The sequence below is a fragment of the Herbiconiux sp. A18JL235 genome (assembly GCF_040939305.1).
Classification (GTDB): Bacteria; Actinomycetota; Actinomycetes; order Actinomycetales; family Microbacteriaceae; genus Herbiconiux.
The window spans coordinates 2,716,655-2,738,049 of sequence record NZ_CP162511.1; the positions used below are offsets into that span (position 1 = coordinate 2,716,655).

At 70.7% G+C, this 21,395-nt stretch carries 21 protein-coding genes and 1 tRNA gene; 9 read left to right on the plus strand and 13 right to left on the minus strand.

From position 1 onward, the window contains the following. The first annotated feature begins 2 nt into the window (after positions 1 to 2). From ABFY20_RS12695 to ABFY20_RS12715, 5 genes are all read left to right on the plus strand, one after another. Positions 3 to 815 (plus strand): creatininase family protein, encoded by an 813-nt coding sequence (locus tag ABFY20_RS12695; protein WP_368496613.1) that lies wholly within the window; start codon positions 3 to 5, stop codon positions 813 to 815. Further along, positions 812 to 1,891 (plus strand): LacI family DNA-binding transcriptional regulator, encoded by a 1,080-nt coding sequence (locus tag ABFY20_RS12700; RefSeq protein WP_368496614.1) that lies wholly within the window; start codon positions 812 to 814, stop codon positions 1,889 to 1,891. The genes ABFY20_RS12695 and ABFY20_RS12700 overlap by 4 nt, the downstream gene beginning before the upstream one ends. A 146-nt stretch (positions 1,892 to 2,037) precedes the next feature. Continuing rightward, positions 2,038 to 3,087 (plus strand): GNAT family N-acetyltransferase, encoded by a 1,050-nt coding sequence (locus tag ABFY20_RS12705; protein ID WP_368496615.1) that lies wholly within the window; start codon positions 2,038 to 2,040, stop codon positions 3,085 to 3,087. Between the two features lie 136 nt (positions 3,088 to 3,223). Continuing rightward, positions 3,224 to 3,766: a helix-turn-helix domain-containing protein gene (locus tag ABFY20_RS12710; RefSeq protein WP_368496616.1), complete on the plus strand. Its 543-nt coding sequence runs from the start codon at positions 3,224 to 3,226 to the stop codon at positions 3,764 to 3,766. Further along, positions 3,763 to 4,251 carry a YbaK/EbsC family protein gene (locus tag ABFY20_RS12715; RefSeq protein ID WP_368496617.1) on the plus strand — a complete coding sequence of 163 codons (489 nt, stop codon included), beginning with the start codon at positions 3,763 to 3,765 and terminating at the stop codon, positions 4,249 to 4,251. Before ABFY20_RS12710 ends, ABFY20_RS12715 begins: the two co-directional genes overlap by 4 nt. A 27-nt stretch (positions 4,252 to 4,278) precedes the next feature. Here the strand turns inward: ABFY20_RS12715 and ABFY20_RS12720 are convergent, their stop codons facing one another. Next, a complete protein-coding gene (locus ABFY20_RS12720) occupies positions 4,279 to 4,947 on the minus strand; it encodes a FadR/GntR family transcriptional regulator (RefSeq protein ID WP_368496618.1) in 669 nt (222 codons plus the stop codon). A gap of 167 nt (positions 4,948 to 5,114) precedes the next feature. Between ABFY20_RS12720 and ABFY20_RS12725 the strand changes: the two genes are divergently transcribed. Then, positions 5,115 to 6,938 (plus strand): 2-isopropylmalate synthase, encoded by a 1,824-nt coding sequence (locus tag ABFY20_RS12725; protein ID WP_368496619.1) that lies wholly within the window; start codon positions 5,115 to 5,117, stop codon positions 6,936 to 6,938. 79 nt (positions 6,939 to 7,017) lie between these two features. Further along, on the plus strand, positions 7,018 to 7,467 hold the full coding sequence (locus ABFY20_RS12730) for a hypothetical protein (protein WP_368496620.1): 450 nt from the start codon (positions 7,018 to 7,020) through the stop codon (positions 7,465 to 7,467). 91 nt (positions 7,468 to 7,558) lie between these two features. On the opposite strand, the gene ABFY20_RS12735 is transcribed toward ABFY20_RS12730, so the two are convergent. Then, a tRNA-Pro gene (locus ABFY20_RS12735) sits at positions 7,559 to 7,632 on the minus strand. A gap of 423 nt (positions 7,633 to 8,055) precedes the next feature. Between ABFY20_RS12735 and ABFY20_RS12740 the strand changes: the two genes are divergently transcribed. After that, positions 8,056 to 8,730 carry a TetR-like C-terminal domain-containing protein gene (locus ABFY20_RS12740; protein ID WP_368496621.1) on the plus strand — a complete coding sequence of 225 codons (675 nt, stop codon included), beginning with the start codon at positions 8,056 to 8,058 and terminating at the stop codon, positions 8,728 to 8,730. A 4-nt stretch (positions 8,731 to 8,734) separates the two neighbouring features. Further along, a complete protein-coding gene (locus ABFY20_RS12745) occupies positions 8,735 to 9,727 on the plus strand; it encodes an ROK family protein (protein WP_368496622.1) in 993 nt (330 codons plus the stop codon). A gap of 18 nt (positions 9,728 to 9,745) precedes the next feature. Here the strand turns inward: ABFY20_RS12745 and der are convergent, their stop codons facing one another. From der to ABFY20_RS12800, 11 genes are all read right to left on the minus strand, one after another. Further along, positions 9,746 to 11,317, minus strand: a complete 1,572-nt coding sequence (gene der, locus ABFY20_RS12750) for a ribosome biogenesis GTPase Der (protein ID WP_368496623.1) — start codon at positions 11,315 to 11,317, stop codon at positions 9,746 to 9,748. Positions 11,318 to 11,347: 30 nt separating this feature from the next. Further along, on the minus strand, positions 11,348 to 12,073 hold the full coding sequence (cmk, locus tag ABFY20_RS12755; protein ID WP_368496624.1) for a (d)CMP kinase: 726 nt from the start codon (positions 12,071 to 12,073) through the stop codon (positions 11,348 to 11,350). Beyond that, on the minus strand, positions 12,070 to 13,152 hold the full coding sequence (locus ABFY20_RS12760; RefSeq protein WP_368496625.1) for a prephenate dehydrogenase: 1,083 nt from the start codon (positions 13,150 to 13,152) through the stop codon (positions 12,070 to 12,072). The genes cmk and ABFY20_RS12760 overlap by 4 nt, the downstream gene beginning before the upstream one ends. Positions 13,153 to 13,154: 2 nt before the next feature. Continuing rightward, complete coding sequence (locus tag ABFY20_RS12765; protein WP_368496626.1) at positions 13,155 to 14,066, minus strand: pseudouridine synthase; 912 nt, start codon at positions 14,064 to 14,066, stop codon at positions 13,155 to 13,157. Then, positions 14,063 to 14,707 (minus strand): SMC-Scp complex subunit ScpB, encoded by a 645-nt coding sequence (locus tag ABFY20_RS12770; protein ID WP_368496627.1) that lies wholly within the window; start codon positions 14,705 to 14,707, stop codon positions 14,063 to 14,065. Before ABFY20_RS12770 ends, ABFY20_RS12765 begins: the two co-directional genes overlap by 4 nt. Then, complete coding sequence (locus ABFY20_RS12775; protein WP_368499780.1) at positions 14,697 to 15,530, minus strand: ScpA family protein; 834 nt, start codon at positions 15,528 to 15,530, stop codon at positions 14,697 to 14,699. Before ABFY20_RS12775 ends, ABFY20_RS12770 begins: the two co-directional genes overlap by 11 nt. 28 nt (positions 15,531 to 15,558) lie before the next feature. Beyond that, entirely contained in the window at positions 15,559 to 16,407 is an 849-nt protein-coding gene (locus ABFY20_RS12780) for a ParA family protein (protein ID WP_368499781.1), read from the minus strand. A gap of 134 nt (positions 16,408 to 16,541) precedes the next feature. Then, positions 16,542 to 17,429 carry a site-specific tyrosine recombinase XerD gene (xerD, locus tag ABFY20_RS12785; protein ID WP_368496628.1) on the minus strand — a complete coding sequence of 296 codons (888 nt, stop codon included), beginning with the start codon at positions 17,427 to 17,429 and terminating at the stop codon, positions 16,542 to 16,544. 109 nt (positions 17,430 to 17,538) lie between these two features. Next, complete coding sequence (locus ABFY20_RS12790) at positions 17,539 to 18,204, minus strand: NUDIX domain-containing protein (RefSeq protein WP_368496629.1); 666 nt, start codon at positions 18,202 to 18,204, stop codon at positions 17,539 to 17,541. After that, the gene (locus ABFY20_RS12795; RefSeq protein ID WP_368499782.1) at positions 18,197 to 19,921 is read right to left on the minus strand and encodes a CTP synthase; all 1,725 of its coding nucleotides are present in this window, start codon (positions 19,919 to 19,921) and stop codon (positions 18,197 to 18,199) included. The genes ABFY20_RS12790 and ABFY20_RS12795 overlap by 8 nt, the downstream gene beginning before the upstream one ends. Continuing rightward, positions 19,896 to 21,392: a hypothetical protein gene (locus tag ABFY20_RS12800; protein ID WP_368496630.1), complete on the minus strand. Its 1,497-nt coding sequence runs from the start codon at positions 21,390 to 21,392 to the stop codon at positions 19,896 to 19,898. The genes ABFY20_RS12795 and ABFY20_RS12800 overlap by 26 nt, the downstream gene beginning before the upstream one ends. Between the last annotated feature and the right edge of the window lie 3 nt (positions 21,393 to 21,395).

The following is a 21,395-nucleotide window of genomic DNA, read 5'->3' on the forward strand; positions in this document are numbered from 1 at the left end:
TCGTGTCGCCGCACCCCGCCCGAGCCTCTCGCCCCCTCCGCTCCCCCGAGGTGTCGGGCGTCGCGGCGCGGGGCGGCGTGGCCCTCCAGCCCGTCGGAGCCACCGAGCAGCACGGCCCGCACCTCCCCGTCACCACCGACTCCCTCATCGCCGAGGCCCTCGCCACGCGCGCCGCGGCCCTGCTGCCCGACGACCTCCCCGCGTGGCTGCTCCCCACTCTGGCCTACGGCCTCTCGCCCGAGCACGCCGGGCGCCCGGGAACCGTCTCGCTCTCCACCACCACCCTCCTCGCGCTCTGCCTCGACCTCGGCCGCGCCGTCGCGGCCAGCGGCCTCGGTACGCTGATCTTCGTGAACGCGCACGGAGGGAACCCCGACTTGCTCAGGGTCGCCTGCCGCGACATCCGTGCCGACAGCGGTGTGCGCGCCCATGTCGTGCACGCCCCCGCGCTCCCCCTTCCCGACGAGCTGGTCGAACGGATGCGCGAACCCGCCTTCGACATCCACGCCGGCTTCTACGAGACCAGCGTCATGCTGGCCCTCCACCCCGAGACCGTCGACCTCGCGGCGGCCCAGCCCGACGGTCTCGCCGTGCGCTCCGCCCTCCGCGGACTCGAGCAGGTCAGCCTCTTCGGCGGCGTCTCCCTGCCATGGTTCACCGACGATCTCTCGGTCTCGGGCACCATCGGCGATCCCACGGGCGCCGACGCGTCCTGGGGCGAGGCGGCTCTCGCCGCCCACTCGACAGCCCTCGCCCGAGCCGTCGAGGAGCTCGCCCGCTTCGAGTACCCGCCGCTCCGCGGAGCCCCGGCATGACCACACCCGACGCCCCCGCCGCCGCTTCCACACCGGTCCCCTCCGGCGACGCACCCGCTCACACCCCCACCCTCGAGGCCCCCGCGCGCACCCACACCCTCCAGGAGGTGGCCGTCGAGGCCGGTGTGAGCCTCGCCACGGCGAGTAACGCGCTCTCGGGCAACCGCGGCGTGAGCGCGGCCATGCGCGACCGGGTCTTCGAGGCGGCGAAGCGCCTGGGCTACCCGCGCGGCGGCACGACCCGCGGGCGCAAGACCGAGCGCATGACGGTCGGCATCGTGCTGCCCGACGTGCGCAACCCCGCCTACGCCGAGCTCGCCCACGCCTTCGAGCGCGAGGGCCAGCAGCGCGAGTGGTCGCTGGTGCTGGCGAGCAGCGACTACGAGCCCGAGAAGGAGCTCGAGGCCCTCGCCCGCCTGGTGCAGTCGACCGACGGCGTGGTGCTGTCGCCGAGTCGCCCTCCGCGCTCCGGCATCCACCTGCTGCAGGCGAGCCCGGTGCCGATCGTCGCCTGTGACGAGCCCGCCGACTCGCCGCTGATCGGCGCCTCCGTGCGCACCGACAACTTCGGTGGCGGCCGTGCTGCGGCCCATCACCTGGTCGATGCGGGCGGCACGCGCTTCGGCATGCTCGGCGGCGCCGGCTACCTGCCCTCCACCGAGGAGCGAAGGGAGGGGTTCTTGGCCGGTCTCGCCGACCGGGGCGTCAGTGCATCCGCCGTGCACATCGTGGGCGACGTCTACGGCATGGACGGCGGCCAGGCAGCCATGAACGAGCTCCTCGAACTCGACCCCGCCGTCGACGCGGTGTTCGCGGTGAGCGACATGCACGCCGTCGGCGCACTGTTCGAGGCGCAGCAATCGGGCCGTTCGGTGCCGGGCGACCTGCTGCTCTGCGGTTACGACGGCATCGGCTGGACGCGCAAGATCTCCCCCACCATCACCACAATCCGCCAGGACTGGCCGGCCGTCGCGACCCGCGCGCTCGACTACCTCGCCGCCATGATGCGCGGCGAGCCCGGCGGCCGCGCCATCATCCCCGTCACCCTCCTCCCCGGCGAGTCCACCCACCGCTGATCCCCACACCCGCGCCACCCCGGTCGCGCGAACTGCCCTCGACCCGCCCCGTGCGAGCACTTCGCGCGACCAACCCGCGCGCGCCGCCAAGCCCGAGCACGCGCGATGCGCGCGTAGTCTGTTTCAGGCAAGAAACAGAGGTACCCGTGAGCACCACCGTCCCGACCCCCGCCCACACCGTCCGGCCCGTCCGCCCGCACGAGTTCGAGGCGGTGGGAGACCTCACGCGACGCGCGTTCGCCGCCGGCCCCTACGGCCACCTGCCCGTCTCCCCGGAACGACGGATGCTCGAACGCGACACCGGGTCCCGCCTCCGCTCGGGCACCGTACTGGTCGCGGTCGACGCCGATGAGCGCGTCGTGGGGTCGGCGACCCTCCTCCGCCCTGGTACTCCCGAGGCGCGGCTGGCGGCGGAGGGCGAGGCCGAGATCAGGCTCCTCGCCGTCGACCCGACCCTGCAGCGCTCCGGCATCGGCGAACAGCTCGTCGAAGCGTCGCTCGCCGAGGCTCGCCGCTGGGGATCGCGCTTCGTCGTGCTCGACACCGGCGCCCTCAACGTGAAGGCGCAGCGCCTGTACCTGCGGGCCGGCTTCCGCCGTGCGACCGATCGCGCCGTGAGCGCCTACCCGAACACCCACGACCTGCCGCACGTGTACGTCTACGACCTCGACGACCGCGAGGGCGTGCGCATCCGGCTGGCCCGTGAATCCGAGTACGAGGCGATCGGCGAGCTCGCCGTCACCGCGAACACCCACGACTACCGGCTGCCGCAGGGCTACCTCGACGAGATCCGCGACGTCGCTCCCCGCGCCCGCGAGCACGAGGTGTGGGTCGCCGAAGACCTCGCCACAGGCGTCCTCCTGGGCACGGTGGCCACCCCGCGCGCCGGCGGGCTCATCTCCGAGCTCGGGCGTGAGGGCGAGCTCGACTTCAGGCTGCTCGCCGTCGCCCCCGACGCTCGCGGGCGGGGCGTCGGCGAGCTGCTCACCCGCCACGTCATCGCGCTGGCCCGCAGCCGCGGCGCCGAACGCGTCGTGATGAACAGCGGCCCTGTCATGCTCGCCGCGCATCGCCTGTACGCGCGGCTGGGCTTCTGCCGTCTCCCCGATCGCGACATCGTCATCACCGAGGACGGTGCACCGCTCACCCTCTTCACCTTCGGCCTCGACCTCGACCTCGGTCTCGACCTCGACTGAGACCTCGGTCTCGACCTCGACCGAGCCGGACTACCGTCGCCGCGCTCACCCCTCGACTCCGTTCCCTTCACGGCGTCCCCCCGGCAGTCGGGTGGCGTTCTGCTAACGTTCCGTTACCAGAACGATCGGATGCTCGATGGACGACACCTTCGCCCTGCGTCTCAGACACGCCCGCGATGAGCGCGGTCTGTCGCTGTCCGAGCTGGCGCGCCGCAGCAGGATCGGCAAGGGAACCATCTCCGAACTCGAGAACGGGCGGCGCGGCGCGCGCCTCGACACCCTCTTCGCGTTGTCGACGGCACTGGAGGTCCCGCTCGGCGAACTCATTCCGAGTGCCGGCGGCGACGAGCCCCCGGTGGTCGCGGGCGACTCGGTCATCGCGACACCGCTGGCGACCTGGCGCAGCGGTGGCGAGACCATCGAGGCGTACCGCGCGTCGGTCACGACGACGACACAGCACTCCGAGGCACACGGAGCCGGCGTCGATGAGACGGTCACCGTGATCCGTGGACGCGTCGCTCTCGGGCCAGAGCCCCTCGAGCGCGAGCTCGGCCCGGGCGACAGCCTCCGCTATCCGGGCGACGTGCCCCACGTGTTCACCGCCCTCGGCGGTGAAGCCGAAGTGATCCTGCTCATGCACTACCCCGCATCCGCTCGTCGAGAAAGGCACGCGCAGTGACCGAAGACCAGACGCTCCCCGAGCGCAGCCGCATCGTTCAGGAGCACCTCGATGCCGCCGGCATCTCCGGGAGGGTGCGCGAGCTCCCCAGCTCGACCCGCACCGCGGCCGACGCCGCCGCTGCACTGGGATGCGCGATCGGCGCCATCGCGAGCAGCCTCCTCTTCGTCGTCGACGACGAGCCCGTGCTCGTCATGACCAGCGGCCGTCACCGTGTCGACACCGACCTCGTGGCGGAGCAGCTGGGTGCCGCATCCGTCACCATGGCCCCCGCCAGGCTCGTGCGCGACACCACCGGCCAGCCGATCGGCGGCGTCTCCCCCGTCGGCCACCCCGCGCCGCTCCGCACGATCGTCGACGCGGCCCTCGCCGACTACGACGTGATCTGGGCGGCGGGCGGCACCCCTCACGCCGTCTTCCCCCTCACCTTCACCGACCTCGTCACCCTCACCTCAGGCACCCTGCTCCGCATCGCCCGCGATTGACATCCGGAGCGAGGTGCGGAGGCAGGCTCAGACGAAGCCCGCTCTGAGGGCATCGAGGTGGGCTCGGCTGGCGCGCACAGCTCCATCCGGATGGCGATCGGCGATCTCGTCCACCACGGCCGCGTGCGCATCCTGATCCGCGCTCTCATCCGGTTCCGGGCGGAGCCGGAGCATGTCGACCATGGCCCGGCGCACACGCGGTACGAACCCGTCGAACAGCTCGAGCAGCACCTCGTTGTGCGCCGCAGCCACGATCGCGCGATGCAGCACCATGTCGGCGTCCACGTGCTCCTCGACGCTCCGCCCTGGCACGGTGCGCGTGGCCAGTGCGCCTCGCATCGCGCGCAGATCGGCCGGGCTGCGGCGGGTCGCGGCGAGCGCCGCCGCCTCCACCTCGATCGCAGTGCGGGCCTCGATCACGGTCACGATGTCGGCGCGGCGCAGCACCTGCCCCCACTCGTCGGGGGCGTCGAGCGCTGTCACGTACACGCCCGAGCCGTGCCGCGCATCCAGCACGCCGCGGCCGGCGAGTTGCCGGATCGCCTCCCGCACCGTCGACCGCCCCACCCCGAGCTGCGGGGCCAGGGTGGTCTCTCCGGGCAGCCGGGCGCCGAGCACCCACTCCCCCGCCCTGATGCGCGTGAGCAGGTGCTCCGCCGCCTGATCGGCAAGCGGAACGCGGGTGAGTCGAGCCATTCTTACTCCTCTACTTGTCTGAGGACTTTGTGCTACAGTCTAGCCGTGCTCACCGTCACCTTCCTTCTTCTTCGCCGCCACGGCGGGGCGTAGCCAGACCGGCTCCCCGTCGTGGAGCCGAACAGCGCGCCGGTCTGCCCCGCCTGAAGACCGTGAAGGAAGTACCCATGCCCGCCCCGACCACGACCACGACCGCGACCACGACCGCGACAGGCGCCTGGAACCGTCAGCGCCCATCCGGCATGCCCTCCCATCGGTACGCCGACGCCTATTCCAGGGTCGACGTGCCGCTCGGCGCAGACCGACGCTGGCCGAGCCGCCGGCTCACCCAGGCGCCCCTCTGGGTGCCCGTCGACCTGCGCGACGGCAACCAGGCCCTGGCCGAACCGATGGACCCGGAGCGGAAACGCCGGTTCTTCGAGCTGATGGTGCGGATGGGGTACGCCGAGATCGAGGTCGGCTACCCCTCGGCGTCGCAGACCGACTACGACTTCGTGCGTCTGATCGCCGACACCGGCATCGCACCCGACGACGTCACGATCGTCGTCTTCACCCCCGCCCGTCGAGACCTGATCGAACGCACCGTGGAGTCGATCCGCGGCATCCGCAACGAGGTCGTCATCCACATGTACACGGCGACCGCCCCGATCTGGCGCGACACCGTGCTGGGCAAGAACCGCGACGAGCTGCGCGAGCTGATCCTCGCCGGCGGCCGCGACGTGCTGGAGTTCGCAGGCCATCTGCCGAACGTGCGGTTCGAGTTCAGCCCCGAGGTGTTCAACCTCACCGAGCCCGACTACGTCATCGAGATCTGCGATGCGATCACCGAGCTCTGGAATGCCGGTCCCGAGAGGCCGGTCATCCTGAACCTCCCTGCCACGGTCGAGATCGCCACCCCGAACGTGTACGCCGACCAGATCGAGTACATGCACACCCATCTCGCCCGACGCGACGGCGTCATCCTCTCGGTGCACCCCCACAACGACCGCGGCACCGGCATCGCCTGCGCCGAGCTCGCCGTGCTGGCCGGCGCGCAGCGCGTCGAGGGGTGCATTTTCGGCAACGGAGAACGCACGGGGAACGTCGACATCGCGACCCTCGCGCTCAACCTGCACGCGCAGGGCATCGATCCGATGATCGACTTCTCCGACATCGACGAGATCCGCCGCACCGTGGAGTACTGCAACCGCATCGAGGTGCACCCCCGCCATCCGTATGTCGGCGACCTGGTGCACACCGCATTCAGCGGAACGCACCAAGACGCCATCAAGAAGGGTTTCGCCGAGCACCGTGCCCGGGCCGCAGGCGAAGGCCTCGACGAGGGTGAGATCGCATGGCGGGTTCCCTACCTGCCGATCGACCCGGCAGACCTCGGGCGGAGCTACGACGCCGTCATCCGCGTGAACTCGCAATCGGGCAAGGGCGGCATCGCCTACCTGCTTCAGACCGAGTACGGGGTCGATCTGCCCCGGCGCCTGCAGATCGATCTCTCCCGCCACGTGCAGCAGCACACCGACACGACCGGCGACGAGGTCACCGCCGCCGACATCTGGGCGATCTTCACCTCCGTGTACCTGCCGGAGGATTCCGATCCGAAGGTGCGCCTGATCTCCGCGCGGGCCGACGAGGCGGCCTCGAACACGGCGGTCACCGTGCTGGTCGATGGGGTCGAACACCACTCCGTGCACGGAGGTACGGATGCGGTGGAGGCCCTCGTCGTCGCCCTCGACACCCTCGGCATCGCAGTCGAGATCCTCTCGATCCAGCAGAGCGAGATCCGATCGGGGGCGGTCACCGGCTTCCTCGCCGTGCTCGAGTACCGCACTCCCGAGGGGTCCGCCTGGGCGGCGGGTCGTGCCCCCTTTTCCCTCTCCGCCACCCTGGCAGCGGTCGTCAGCGCCGCGAACGTCGCCGCGCCTGCGCGCGAGAGCAGGGATGGGAGCAGGGGCGGGGCGCGTGAGGCTGCACTCGCCGTCGACGCGACCTCCTGAGGCCGCTCGCCCACCAGGCATTTTCAATAAAGTGGTATTCTAGTGAATCAAGAAGGATGAGTTGCGAGGGGGGGTCGGTGTGGGTGAGGTGACGCGCAGGACGATGCTGGTGGGTGCAGCCTGGACGGTGCCCGTGGTTGCGGTGACGGCTGCCGCCCCCGCTGCCGCGGCAAGTGGGGGCGGCGTCCCGTTGCTGTACTGGGACCGTGCGTCGGTGTCGGATGGGGAGCAGGCTCAGGCCCTCGTGCGAATCCCGGCCGGGCTGCCGGCGGGGAGGGCGACCTTGCAGGTGAGCCCCGATGTCATCGGAGAATGGTTGATCAGGCCCGTGGAATCCGTATGGGTTCCTGACATCACACTCGCGTACCGGTATCAAGCGTGGAGATTCGATGATCCCGCACCAGGCCTCTACTCGTTTCAGATCGAGTTCACCAGAGCGGTGCAAGACGCCCGGCCGGTCGTGTTCACCCCACGCCTCTACATCGAGACTGACTTGATCGCGACGGGCGCCACGATCGCGGCAGCGTGACCGCGCAGACCGACGCGCCGAGAGCCGGAGCAGACGCGGTCATGAAAAGAGGAGAGGGCCGCCCGAATGGGCGGCCCTCTCCTCTTTTCTGTCGGGCTGACAGGATTTGAACCTGCGACCCCTTGACCCCCAGTCAAGTGCGCTACCAAGCTGCGCCACAGCCCGTGGCATGTCATGCGGATCCGCGGGCGGCTCCGAACAACTTGTCTATAGTAGCGCCTTCTCGAGCCCCCGAAGAACACTCGCGCCGCCGACCCGGCAGCGCACCCGACAGGAACACCGTCCACAAGTCACGCTCCCGTAACAGAAGCCCCGAGTGCCCCGGAAACGGCCCTGGCGCGTTCATGTGGATGCATAGAATCGACCCCAGAGATGCGCTGCGGGGATGACCCGGACGGCCCCCGCAGCGCTCTCACCCAATTTAGGTAGCGAGTTTGGGACTGACAGTCCAAAACCGGGGTTTTCCCCGACTTCGCCGTTGCATAATTGACCATGCCCGAGTCAACCGCCTTACCCGCAGTAGTTTCCCGACGTCAGGGCGCGTCCGTCAACCTCGCCGAACCCCGAGCGGCGAGAACCCATGAAGCCTTGACGACCGCCCTGTTCGAGCTCCTCCGTGAGCACGATCTCACCGAGATCAGCATCTCCGAACTGTGCCGCACCGCCGGCGTTCACCGCACCACCTTCTACGGCCATTACGGCGACATCTTCGCCTTCGCCGCCGACTCCTTCGCGAGCGTCCTCGACGATATGACGAACGGAGGCGACGAACCCGAATCCGTCACCACCGCATCCGTCGCCGCCGAGACCGCGCCTGGGAGCACGACCGGTGTGGCCGGCGAGAGTGCCGAGAACCCGGAGGGTGCAAAGGGCCTCGCGGCCACCGACCTCACCGGACTCGACCACGCCCAGCTCGCCACCCGCGGCACGGATGCGGTGCGCCAGGCCTTCGAGCACGTGGCTGAGAACCGCGCCGCCTATCGCATGATGTTCAACACCCGTGTCGACGTAGGCTTCCGCCGCGAGCTGTTCGTCCGCATGTTCCACCTCGCCTCCCTCAGCATCGCCGCCTGGCGGAAAGGCGACACCTCCCCCGCCATCGACACCCCCACCGCCGCCGCGTTCATAGCGGGAGGCATGGTGGGCGTGCTCGAAGACTGGGCGAACAGCGACGACACCGACATCGAGGCCCGAACCTCGTCGGTCGTCGTCCTGTCCACCGCGTGGTGTGCCATGCCCGACCTCTCCCATGCCGTGAAATAGAGGGGTGCCCCTCACCCCATCCGATGCGTCCGGCGAGCCCTCCGCGGCCGCCCCGCACCCTGCATCCGTTCCCCTCGCACTGGCGATCGACGTCGGCGGCACCAAGGTCGAATCGGCCCTGGTCGCCGCCGACGCCACCGTGCTGCCCGGCACCCGCCACCGCGCCCCCACCGGGGCCGGCACCAGCTCCGACGGGATAGCGGATGCGGTGGGCCGCGTCATCGACGCCACCCTCGCCGCCGCCCCACCCGGCGCGGTCATCGCGGGGGCGGGGGTCGGCTGCGCGGGCCCCATCTCCGTCGAACGCGGCACCGTCTCCCCGCTCAACCTCCATGCCTGGCGCGAGTTCCCGCTCGCCGAGCTGGTGCGGGAGCGGTCGGGTCTCGACCAGGTGGTGCTGCGCCTCGACGGCCTGTGCATCCTGCTCGCCGAACTCTGGGCGGGCGCCCTGCAGGGCTGCCGCAATGCCATGGGCATGGTCGTGTCGACCGGCATCGGCGGCGGACTGCTGCTCGAGGGCAAGCTCGTGAGCGGGCGCACCGGCAACGCCGGGCACGTCGGCCAGATCCAGCTGCACACCCGCGCTGACGACAGCCACGGGCTCGACCTCTCCGTCACCCTGGAGGGCATCGCCGCCGGCCCGAACATCGTCGCCTGGGCGCGCGAACACGGGTTCACCGGGGCCTCGGGCGAAGACCTCGCCGCCGCAGCCTCCACCGGCGACCCGCTCGCCCGCGCGGCGATCGAGCGTTCGGCCCGTGCCGTGGGCGAGGGCATCGCGAGCGTCTGCGCCCTCGTCGACCTCGAGGCCGTGGCCATCGGCGGCGGCTTCTCGAAGGTGTCGCCCGATTACATCGACCTCGTGCAGGCCGCGGTCGACGAGGTCGCCCCGCTCAGCACCATCCCCGGCGTGCGGGTTCTCCCGTCAGCCCTCTCGGGCGACGGGCCGCTCATCGGCGCCTCGGGCCTCATCCACCACCCGCACTACCTGCCCTAGGCCACCTCGAGGCGCGCGCTACCGCTTGCGCTTCTCCCGCACCCGCATGTTCACCACGATCGGCGAGCCCTCGAACCCGTAGATCTCGCGCAGCCGGCGCTGAACGTAGCGCCGGTACCCCGGGTCGAGGAACCCGGTGGTGAACAGCACGAAGGTCGGCGGTCGCGATGCCGCCTGGGTGCCGAACAGGATGCGCGGCTGCTTGCCACCGCGAACCGGGTGCGGATGCGCGGCCGTGAGCTCCGCGAGGAACGCGTTGAACTTGCCGGTCGGAATGCGGGTGTCCCACGAGTCGAGGGCGAGCTCGAGGGCGGGAACGAGCTTCTCGAGGTGCCGCCCGGTGCGCGCCGAGATGTTCACCCGGGGCGCCCACGTCACGTGGTGCAGGTCTTGTTCGATCTCGCGTTCGAGGTAGCGGCGACGGTCGTCGTCGAGCAGGTCCCACTTGTTGAAGGCGAGCACCAGTGCGCGGCCCGACTCCAGCACGAGGTCGATGATGCGCAGGTCTTGGGTCGAGATCGGCTCGGTGACGTCGAGCACGACGACGGCCACCTCCGCCTTCTCCAGAGCGGCGGATGTGCGCAGCGACGCATAGAAGTCAGCCCCCTGCTGCAGGTGCACCCGCTTGCGGATGCCGGCCGTGTCGACGAAGGTCCACACCTTGCCGCCGAGCTCGATCTGCTCATCGACGGGGTCGCGCGTGGTGCCGGCCATCTCGTTCACCACGACCCGCTCCTCGCCGGCGGCTTTGTTGAGCAACGAGCTCTTGCCCACGTTCGGTCGCCCCAGGATGGCGACGCGCCTCGGCCCGCCCACCTCCTGCTTCGCAACGGCCGACACCTCGGGCATCTTCTCCATCACGAGGTCGAGCAGGTCGGCGACACCCCGCCCGTGCAGCGCCGACACGGGGTGCGGCTCGCCGAGCCCGAGCGACCAGAGCGCGGAGGCAGCGGGCTCCTGCCGCACGTCGTCGACCTTGTTCGCGGCGAGGAAGACCGGCCGCTTGGCACGACGGAGCAGTTTCACGACGTGCTCGTCGGTCGCGGTGGCCCCCACGTTGGAGTCGACGACGAACAGCACCACGTCGGCGAGGTCGATGGCGACCTCCGCCTGGGCGGCGACCGCGGCGTTGATGCCCGCGGCATCCGGCTCCCACCCGCCGGTGTCGACCAGTGTGAACCGCCGCCCGGCCCACTCGGCCTTGTAGGCCACGCGGTCGCGGGTGACGCCTGGGGTGTCTTCGACGACCGCCTCACGACGGCCCAGGATGCGGTTCACGAGCGCCGACTTGCCCACGTTCGGCCGGCCCACGATGGCGAGCACGGGGAGTGCGGGCAGGAAGAACTGCCCGTCGGGGTAGTCGTCGCTCAGCTCGAGCAGATCGAGGTCGCCCTCGTCGAGCTCGTAGTCGTCGAGGCCGGCGCGGAGCGCCGCTGCGCGCTGTTCGGCGAGGTCGTCGTCGACCCCGTCGAGCCGCGAGGCGAGGTCGTCGGCCTCGGCCTCGAACTCCTCGCCGTCGGCGTCGACGTCGTCGGCGCCGCCCGGGCCGTAACCCGAGAGCTCGTCGTTCGAATTCTGCTTGTCCACCATGCGAGGTCCTCGCTGTCTGTCGGGCCCGCCCTAGTGGGAGCGGCCTGTTGTCGTGAGATCGATGCGGTCGTGCACGACCTCCACCACCCGGGCGACGGTCTGGTCGAAGTCGAGGTGGGTCGAGTCGACGGTGGTCACACCGTCGGCGGCGTTCATGAAGTCGACGACCCGCGAATCCGCCTGATCGCGAGACCGCAGCGCGGCTCCGACCTTCTCGGCCGACTCGCCCGTCAACTCCTTCGAACGCCTCGCCATTCTAGCCTCTTCACTGGCCGTGAGCAGGATGCGCACCGGAGCATCCGGAGCCACCACCGTCGTGATGTCACGCCCCTCCACGACGACCCCGGGGAACGATGAGGCGGCGACGATCGCCCTGAACCGCTCGTTCAGCCACACCCGCACCTCGGGCACGCGGGCGACGAGACTCACCACGGCGGTGACGCGCGGCTCACGGATGGCGTCGGTGACCTCGGTCTCGCCCACTCGCACGAAGTAGTGCTCGGGGTCGGTGCCGATGCGGAAGTCGAAGTCGTCGAGCTCTGCGATGACGACGGATGCGTCCTCCGCGTCGACCTGCCGCTCCAGCAGGCTCCAGGCGAGCGCCCGGTAGGAGGCGCCCGTGTCGAGGTACCCGAAGCCGAGCTCCCGCGCCGCCGCCCTGCTCACGCTCGACTTGCCGCTGCCCGCGGGCCCGTCGACCGCCACCGTGACGGGTTCCCGCACGCTCACGCCGCTCTCCCTCTCGCTCTCGTTCATCCTGCAATCCTCCACCCGCGCGCGGCGAGCGCCTCCGTCAGCCGCTCGAGCACCTCGGGCAGCACCGAGATCTCGGCGAGACCCACCTGCGCCCCGGGTGAGTGCTCGAGCCGCAGATCTTCGAGGTTCACTCCCTCTTCCCCGACCTCGGCGAACAGCCGCGCGAGCTCCCCTGGCCTGTCGTCGACCATGACCACGAGCGAGGCGTACTTCTTGTCCTGCCCGTGCTTGCCCGGAATCCGTGCCACCCCGGCGTTGCCCGCCGCGAGCCCCTCGGCGATGCCCCGCCGCGCTCCCGGCGCGGCCGGGTCGGCCAGCGCGCCGATGAACCGGTCGAGGTCGTCGCGGAACAGCTGCAGCTGCTCCACCACGAGCGGCGCGTTGGCGCCGAGGATCTGCACCCACAGCTCGGGGTCGCTGGCCGCGATGCGCGTCACGTCGCGCAGCCCCTGCCCGGCGAGGTTCACCGCCGAGTCGGGTGCGGCGATGAGCCGCTGCGCCAGCACCGACGACACCACCTGCGGCACGTGCGACACCAGCGCCACACCCGCGTCGTGGTCGGCAGCCGTCATCTCGACGAGGGTCGCTCCGAGGTCGAGGATGAGGTCGTCGACCGCCGCCGCCGTCTGGTACGAGATGGCAGGATGCCCGGCCACCACCCACGGGCGCCCCACGAACAGGTCGGCACGGCCCGACATCGGCCCGCCCTTCTCCCGCCCGGCGAGCGGATGCGACCCCACGTAGCGGGTGAGGTCACCGCCCGCGGCGGCCACCGCATCAAGGATCGGCTGCTTCACACTCGCCACGTCGGTGACGACAGCCCGCGGGTAGGCCGAGAGCTCGCGCACGATGACCGTGGCCGTCACGTCGGGCGGCACGCACACCACGACGAGCTGCGGTTCGTCGCCGTCGGTCGTCCGGCGCCCCGCCCCGTAGTCGATGGCGATGCTCACATTCGTCGGCGACGCATCCGACAGGATCACATCGACCCCGCGCGCACGCAGTCCGAGCGCGATGCTGGTGCCGAGCAACCCCACCCCGACCACCCGCACGGGCCCCGTCAACCGGCTCTCCACCACGACTACTTCCCCTTCTTCCGAGGCGCGCCCTGCCCCGCGGGCGCCGTGCTCTTCGTGTGAGATGAGGCGCGCTTCTCAGGCGCCGCGGGCTCGTCCGCCGCATCCGCCGCCGCATCCGCAGCGGCATCCGCCGCTCCCTTCGCCGCGGCGTCCCGCGACAGCGTCAGCAGCGCCCCCACCTCGGCCCTGCTCAGCTCCCGCATCCCGCCGGCCTTCAGCGTGCCGAGGTTGAGCGGCCCGAACGACCGCCGCACGAGCTCCACGACGGGGTGCCCGACCTCGGCGAGCATCCGCCTCACGATGCGGTTGCGCCCCGAGTGCAGGGTCAGCTCGACGAGCGAGGTCGACCGCTCCACGTCGAGCAGCCGCGCCTTGTCGGCGGCGATCGGCCCGTCGTCGAGCGTCACGCCCGCGGTCAGCCGCGCCACCGTCTGCGGAGTCACCCGCCCCTCCACCTTCGCGATGTACGTCTTCATCACCCCGAACGACGGATGCGCGAGCACGTGCGCGAGATCGCCGTCGTTGGTCAGGATGAGCAGCCCGCTGGTCTCGGCGTCGAGCCGGCCCACGTTGAACAGCCGCTCCTCGAACGAGTCGGTGAACCGGCGCAGGTCGGGCCGGCCGCGCTCGTCGGAGAGGGAACTCACGACACCGACGGGCTTGTTGAGCATCACGTAGCGCTTGGCGGGGTCGAGCTGCACGGCGACACCGTCGACGGCGACGAGATCGGTGGCGGGGTCGATGCGCCGCCCGAGCTCGGTGACGATCTCGCCGTTCACCTCGACCCGCCCGGCCTCGATCAGCTGCTCCGACACGCGGCGCGACGCCACACCGGCTGCCGCCATCACCTTCTGCAGCCGCACGCCCTCAGGCGCTCGATCGTCGTTCCACGGCGGGATCTCGAACGGAGTCATCGCACCTGTCCTGTCTCATCGAAACCTTCGCTGCCGTCGTCGAGCAGCGGCGAGATGCGGGGCAGCTCGTCGAGGGAGTTGATGCCGAGCTGCGTGAGCAGCAGATCGGTCGTGCCGTAGAGGATGGCGCCCGTCTCGGCCTGCGTCGACACCTCCGTGATCAGCCCGCGGCTGAGCAGCGTGCGCACCACCGAGTCGACGTTGACGGCGCGGATGCTCGCCACGGCCCCCCGGGAGATGGGCTGCTTGTACGCGATCACCGAGAGCGTCTCGAGCGCCGCCTGCGACAGCCGCGACGGGTTCTGCGTGGTGACGAAGTCGCGCACCAGGCCGTCCCAGTCGCCGCGCACGTAGAACCGCCAGCCGCCTGCCACCTCACGCAGCTCGAAGCCGCGCCGCACGCTGCCGGGAGCGACGCCGTCGTAGTCGTCGACGAGTCGCTCGATCGCCTGGCGCACCACCGCGACGGGTCGCCCGACGGCGGTGGCGAGCGCCACGAGCCCCTGCGGCTCGTCGGCGACCATGAAGATCGCCTCCAGCGCCCGGTCGACATCGACGGTCGCAGGCTCGGCGGTCTGCACCGTCTCGGCGGCCTGCACCGTCTCGGCGGTCTCGGCCACCGTCTCTCCGTCAGCTGTCATAGTCCGCCCCCAGGTTCGCGAGGTTCTCCTCGCTCCAGTCCTCCGCCGTCCAGGTGAGGGTGAGGTCGCCGAGCGGCTCCAGCTGCTCGAACGAGATCGACGCGTGCCGGTACAGCTCGAGCACCGCGAGGAACCGCGCGATCACCACACCCTTCTCGACGATCCCCGCGATCAGCTCCCGGAACGACACCGCCCCGCCCCGCCGCAACACCGCCACCACGTGTGCGGCCTGCTCTCGGATGCTCACGAGCGGCGCGTGCAGGTGCTCGAGCCCCACCACCGGCAGCTCACGCGGTGTCATGGCCACGACGGCGAGCGCGGCGAAGTCGTCGGGCGAGAGCGTCCAGACAAGTTCCGGTGTCTGCTGCCTGAACTTCTCCTCGAGCCGCACCGCGCGCGGCCAGCGTGTCGCCTCCTGCTCGAACCGGTCGGCGAGCCACGCCGACACCACCTTGAAGGCGCGGTATTGCAGAAGACGCGCGAACAGCAGGTCGCGCGCCTCGAGCAGCGCCACGTCTTCGGCGTCGACGAGCTCTCCCTGCGGCAGCAGCCCGACGATCTTGAGGTCGAGCAGTGTCGCCGCCACCACCAGGAACTCGGAGGCGCGGTCGAGCTCCTCCGCGGAGTCCAGCCCTTTGAGGTAGGCGATGAACTCGTCGGTCACCCGGCTGAGCGAGACCTCGGTGATGTCGAGCTCGTGCTTGGTGATGAGCGAGAGCAGCAGGTCGAACGGCCCCTCGAAGTTGTCGAGGCTGAGCGAGAACCCGGGCGCCGCCTCGGGAACCGTGGGGGCCTCGTCGACCGCGGCAGCAGCATCCTGCACCACCGCCGGCCCGCCCGCCGCGCGGCGCTCAGGCGATCGCGCCACGCGCGACGAGCTCCCTGGCCAGCTGCTTGTACGCCTTGGCGGAGTTGTGCTCGGGTGCGAACTGGGTGATGGGCTTGCCCGCCACCGTCGCATCCGGGAACTTCACCGTGCGCCCGATCACCGTCTCGAACACCTTGTCGCCGAAGGTCTCCACCACGCGCTCGAGCACCTCGCGCGAGTGCAGGGTGCGCGGGTCGTACATGGTGGCGAGGATGCCGTCGAGCACGAGCGCCGGGTTCAGCCTGTCGCGCACCTTGTCGATGGTCTCGACGAGCAGGGCCACGCCGCGCAGCGCGAAGTACTCGCACTCGAGCGGGATGAGCACGCCGTGGCTCGCGGTGAGCGCGTTCACGGTGAGGAGGCCGAGCGAGGGCTGGCAGTCGATGAGGATGACGTCGTACCGGTCGCTCACCTTGCGCAGCACCCGCGCGAGGATCGACTCGCGGGCCACCTCGCTGACGAGGTGCACCTCGGCGGCCGAGAGATCGATGTTCGCCGGGATGATGTCGAGCCCGGGAACGCTCGTGGGCTGGATGGCCTCGAGCGGGTCTTTGACGTTGCCGATCAGGAGGTCGTAGATGGTGACGGCGTCGTGCGTCTGCACCCCGAGCCCCGCCGACAGCGCCCCCTGCGGGTCGAAGTCGATGGCGAGCACACGCCGGCCGTACTCGGCGAGCGCGGCCCCCACGTTGACCGAGGTGGTGGTCTTGCCCACCCCGCCCTTCTGGTTGCAGAGCGAGATGATGCGCGCCGGCCCGTGCGAGGGCAGGGGCGCGGGCACCGGGAACTCCGTGACGGGCCGGCCCGTGGGCCCGAGCTTCGCCACCTCGATGCCGTCGAGCTCGGAATCCGCGGTCTTGGCCGTTCTCGTGTTCCTGCTCGGCACCGACGTCACTCCTGTTCCAGCCCGCCATCCCGGCGGGCCTGATCGATTCTAACGGGCGGGGCGCATCCTGGTCTCCTGCCTCACCGGGCGCGCGGATGCGCGGTGAGATACATGTCGATGAGCGTGTCGGCAGTGAGCTGCGTGTAGAGCTGGGTGGTGGCGACGGAGGAGTGGCCGAGCAGGTCTTGCACGACCCGCACGTCGGCCCCGCCCTGCAGCAGGTGCGTGGCGAAGGAGTGCCGGAAGGTGTGCGGCGAGATGTGCACCTCGAGCCCCGCCCGCTCGGCGGCGGCCTGGATGACGAGCCACGCGCCCTGGCGGCTGAGCCGCTGGCCGCGGATGCCGAGGAAGAGCGCCGGCGTCGAGGTGCCCCGCCTCGACAGCTCGGGTCGCACGCGCACGAGATAGGTGTCCAGGGCGGCACGGGCGTAGCTGCCGACGGGCACGATGCGCTGCTTGCTGCCTTTGCCGGTGACCCGCACCATGTCGCCGTCGTGCACGTCGTCGACGTTGAGTCCGACGAGCTCGGAGATGCGCGCCCCGCTGGCGTAGAGCAGTTCGAGCAGGGCCCGGTCGCGCAGCGACACCAGGTCGTCGGCGGCCGTCGCGCCGAGCAACCGCTCCATCTGCTCGATGCTGATGGCCTTCGGCAGCCTCAGCCCGAGCTTCGGCGGCTTCACCTCGCGGGCGACGTCGGTGGCGACGGCTCCCTCCTCGGCGAGGTACCGGTGGAACCCGCGCACGCTCGACAGGATGCGCGCGACCGACGCAGCGCTCATCACCCCACCGTCGCCGGTGCGGAGCGCCTGGGTGAAGGCGGCGATGTCGGCCTCGGTCACCTCGCCGAGCGCGTCGACCCCGGCCTCGGCCAGCCACCCTGCGTACCGGGCGAGATCCCGCCGATACGCGGCCACCGTATTCTCCGACAGTCCGCGCTCCACGGTCACGTGCCGTAGGAAAGCCTGCATCGAGCGCTCCACCCCGGGCGGGACCGGCCTCCCCGGCCCCGAGAGCGCGACAGTTCCCGTAGACGCACCACCCGGCGGCTCGTGGGGAGAACTCCGCGCGTCCACGCGCTCAGCCACCCTGGCGCTCCGGCCACGCGGCGTCGGCGGGCCGCAACGTGCTCCAGCCCCTGGCGCGTGACGCCTGGGCGGCGAGCGCCCCGATCACGAGCGACGGGTTCTGCACCCGGCTCGCCAGCACGGCGTCGACGAGCTCGTCGAGTCCCACCCAGCGCTGCTCCATGTCGGCCTCCTCGCCCTCCCGCTCGAAGGTCGATCCGGCTTGCCGCAGCCCCCGCGCCAGGTAGATGCGGATTGCCTCGTTGTTCCCTCCGGGAGTCGTCAGGTAGTCGATCAGCACGTGCCACTCGTCGGCCTCGAGGTCGACCTCCTCGGCGAGCTCGCGCTGCACCGCGGCGAGCGCCGGCTCCCCGCCCACGTCGAGCAGCCCCGCGGGCGGCTCCCACTCACGCCGCCGCACCGGGTGCCGGTACTGCTTGATGAGCAGCACACGGTCGTCGTCGTCGAGCGCGAACACCGCGACGGCCCCCGGGTGGTCGACGAAGTCGCGCCGCAGCGTGCCGTCGCCGTAGGCGAAGGTCTCCCGCCGCACGTCCCAGATGTAACCGTCGAACACGACGTCGCTCGAGGAGACCTCGACCGACGTCACCTCATCGGCGAGGAGTGCGTGCGTCCCTCGCGCCCCCTCGGCCGGCCCCGACCCGCCCGTCTCAGGCATCCGCGTCCTGCACGGCGAACAGCCTGCTGGCCTCCTGGCGCTCGAGCGCCGCTCCCACGAGCCCCTTGAACAGCGGATGCGGGCGCGACGGCCGCGACCGGAGCTCCGGATGCGCCTGGGTAGCGATGTAGTACGGATGCACGTCGCGCGGCAGCTCGACGTACTCCACCAGGTGCCCGTTCGGTGACAGCCCGGAGAACCACAGCCCCGACTCGGCGATCTGGTCGCGGTAGCTGTTGTTCACCTCGTAGCGGTGACGGTGGCGCTCCGACACGCTCGACGCCCCGTAGACCTCCTCCGCGATCGATCCGGAAGCGAGTGAGGCCTCGTAGAGACCGAGTCGCATCGTGCCGCCGAGGTCTCCCCCGGCGATGATGTCGACCTGCTCGGCCATCGTCGCGATGACCGGGAACTCGGTGTCGGGATCGAACTCGCTCGACGACGCGCCCGGCAGCCCGGTGACGTGCCTCGCGTACTCGATCACCATGCACTGGAGGCCGAGGCAGAGCCCCAGGGTGGGGATGCCGTTCTCGCGCGCGAACTGCAGCGCGCCGAGCTTGCCCTCGATGCCGCGCACGCCGAACCCGCCCGGCACGCAGATGCCGTCGACGTCGGAGAGCTCGCGGGCCGCGCCCTCGGGCGTCTCGCAGTTGTCCGACGGGATCCACTTGATCTTCACCTTGGCCCGGTGCGCGAACCCGCCGGCGCGGAGCGCCTCCGTCACCGAAAGGTAGGCGTCGGGCAGGTCGATGTACTTGCCCACGAGTCCGATCGTCACGTCGTGCTTGGGCTCGTGCACCGCATCCAGGATCGGCTGCCACCTCGTCCAGTCGACGTCGCCGGTGGCGTCGCCCAGGTCGAGGTGGTCGACGATGTAGGCGTCGAGACCCTGCGAGTGCAGCATCGTCGGGATGTCGTAGATCGAGGGCACGTCGACGGCGTTCACGACAGCCGCCTCGTCGACGTCGCACATGAGCGCGATCTTGCGCTTGTTGCTCTCGGAGACGGGCCGGTCGCTGCGCAGCACCAGAGCATCCGGCTGGATGCCGATGGAGCGCAGGGCCGCCACCGAGTGCTGCGTGGGCTTGGTCTTCTGCTCGCCGGAGGCGTTCATGAAAGGCACGAGCGAGACGTGCACGAAGAACACGTTCTTGCGGCCGAGCTCGTGGCGCACCTGGCGGGCAGACTCGATGAACGGCTGCGACTCGATGTCGCCCACGGTGCCGCCGATCTCGGTGATAATGACGTCAGGCCGCGACGCGTCGTGCGCCTGCAGCCGCATGCGCCGCTTGATCTCGTCGGTGATGTGCGGGATGACCTGCACGGTGTCGCCGAGGTACTCGCCGCGCCGCTCCTTGGCGATGACGCTGGAGTAGATCTGACCTGTGGTGACATTCGCCGCCTGGTTGAGGTCGATGCCGAGGAAGCGCTCGTAGTGGCCGATGTCGAGGTCGGTCTCGGCCCCGTCGTCGGTCACGAACACCTCGCCGTGCTGGAACGGGTTCATCGTTCCCGGGTCGACGTTGAGGTAGGGGTCGAGCTTCTGCATCACGACGCGGAGCCCGCGTGCGGTGAGCAGATTGCCGAGGCTCGCCGCCGTGAGGCCTTTGCCGAGAGAGGAGACGACACCCCCTGTGACGAAGATGTGCTTCGTCAGTTTCGTCTCGTTCGTACGTTCCGCGTCATGAGCTTCATCCACGGAGTTCCATCCTAACAGTGCTCTCGTCGACCTGGTCGTCCGCTGCCGCATCCGTGTCGCCGTCGGTTCCACCGGCGGGCTTGCCTCCGGGCGGAACGGATGCTGCGTCCTCCGCCTCCACGGCGGCGCCGCCCGGCCATCCCGCCGGCCGCTGCAGAACCTCGACGAGCAGCAGCAGCACCACAGCCACCACGGCCGTCCACACGATCTGCCCGGTCGAGAGCGGCCTCACGAACACGATGACAGCGGCGGCGATCACCCCGATGAGCACCTGCACGAGCACCCGCTGCCTGCCGAGCGCCCGCCCGAACGCTCCCGTCGAGATGCCGCGCCGGTCGCCGACCCGGCGCAACCGGCCGACGCCTTCGCCGAACGCCGACCGCAGCGCGGGTGCGGGTCGCCAGGGCCCCAGCACCCAGCTGACGACCATGACGGTGAAGCCGAGCGTCGCGACCGCGGCGATCGTGGAGGCGATGAGCGAGGTGACCCCGTCGTAGACGGCCGACACGGCGGGGCCCGGAACGTACTGCGCTGTCGAGGCGATCGCCACGACGTTGCCGACGCGCAGCGCGATGCCGAGGAGCACCATCAGCACCCCCAGCGCGAGCCCGGTCGCGAACAGGGTCACGACCCGCCGCTTCGCGACGGCAACACCCGCAGCGAGGAAGAGCAGCGCGACGACGGGCAGCCACTGCCCGACACCCACCGCGAGCCCGTAGATGAGGGTGAGCTGGCTGAGACTCGCCGACTGTGCCACCACGATGCCGATGTCGACGCTCGGGATGGCTTGCGCGAAGCCGAGCCCCTGCGCCACCATCGCCCCCTTCACGGCGTCGATGATCGGCCCCAGCTGAATGCTGAGCTCCCCCGTCGACGAGATCGACAGCGCCCTGCCGGGGTCGTTCGTGAGCGCCGCCACCAGCTGCTGGTGACTGATGCGGAGGGTCTGCTGCCAGATGGTCTCGAACGCCTCCGAGTCGACGAAGTTCGTCACGACAGTGGTCGCCAGGGTTCGCAGCCCGAGCGCGGCGGGCGTCTCCAGGGCCTGCAGGGCAGCGGATGCGCGGGGCGGCAGCCCCAACTGGTCGACGGCCTCGAACACCTCCCGGGTCGACTGCTCGAAGTCGACCTGCTCGTCGACCACCCTCATCACCTGGTCGACCAGGAACGCCTTCACGTCGGGGTCGTGGGCCAGCGGGCCGAAGGTCGCGACGAAGCGGTCGGTGTCGACGAGCTGCCCCTGCGCCCAGGAGCCCACCACCGCGACGGGCGCGAGCAGCAGCCCGATGACGACGAGCACCACCGATGCGACGGTGCGCCCGCGGTGCCGGCGGTGACGGGGCGCCTCCTCGGAAGTCGGAGCGGCCCGGTCGGCCAGCACCGCATCCGCGCGCTCGGCGGCAGCACGGGCCTCGTCGCGCAATAGCGTGTTCTCGGCCTGCAGGCGCTCCACCAGCTCCTGCAACTGACCGTTCGTGAGTCGCGCCATCGT

What these genes read in the sequence shown, in the direction of transcription:
- xerD (WP_368496628.1), bottom strand. Translation starts at nt 17,429, where the DNA reads ATGCAGGCTTTCCTACGGCACGTGACCGTGGAGCGCGGACTGTCGGAG.
- cmk (WP_368496624.1), bottom strand. Translation starts at nt 12,073, where the DNA reads ATGAACGAGAGCGAGAGGGAGAGCGGCGTGAGCGTGCGGGAACCCGTC.
- ABFY20_RS12800 (WP_368496630.1), bottom strand. Translation starts at nt 21,392, where the DNA reads ATGGCGCGACTCACGAACGGTCAGTTGCAGGAGCTGGTGGAGCGCCTG.
- ABFY20_RS12790 (WP_368496629.1), bottom strand. Translation starts at nt 18,204, where the DNA reads ATGCCTGAGACGGGCGGGTCGGGGCCGGCCGAGGGGGCGCGAGGGACG.
- ABFY20_RS12720 (WP_368496618.1), bottom strand. Translation starts at nt 4,947, where the DNA reads ATGGCTCGACTCACCCGCGTTCCGCTTGCCGATCAGGCGGCGGAGCAC.
- der (WP_368496623.1), bottom strand. Translation starts at nt 11,317, where the DNA reads ATGGTGGACAAGCAGAATTCGAACGACGAGCTCTCGGGTTACGGCCCG.
- ABFY20_RS12700 (WP_368496614.1), top strand. Translation starts at nt 812, where the DNA reads ATGACCACACCCGACGCCCCCGCCGCCGCTTCCACACCGGTCCCCTCC.
- ABFY20_RS12770 (WP_368496627.1), bottom strand. Translation starts at nt 14,707, where the DNA reads ATGACAGCTGACGGAGAGACGGTGGCCGAGACCGCCGAGACGGTGCAG.
- ABFY20_RS12765 (WP_368496626.1), bottom strand. Translation starts at nt 14,066, where the DNA reads ATGACTCCGTTCGAGATCCCGCCGTGGAACGACGATCGAGCGCCTGAG.
- ABFY20_RS12725 (WP_368496619.1), top strand. Translation starts at nt 5,115, where the DNA reads ATGCCCGCCCCGACCACGACCACGACCGCGACCACGACCGCGACAGGC.
- ABFY20_RS12710 (WP_368496616.1), top strand. Translation starts at nt 3,224, where the DNA reads ATGGACGACACCTTCGCCCTGCGTCTCAGACACGCCCGCGATGAGCGC.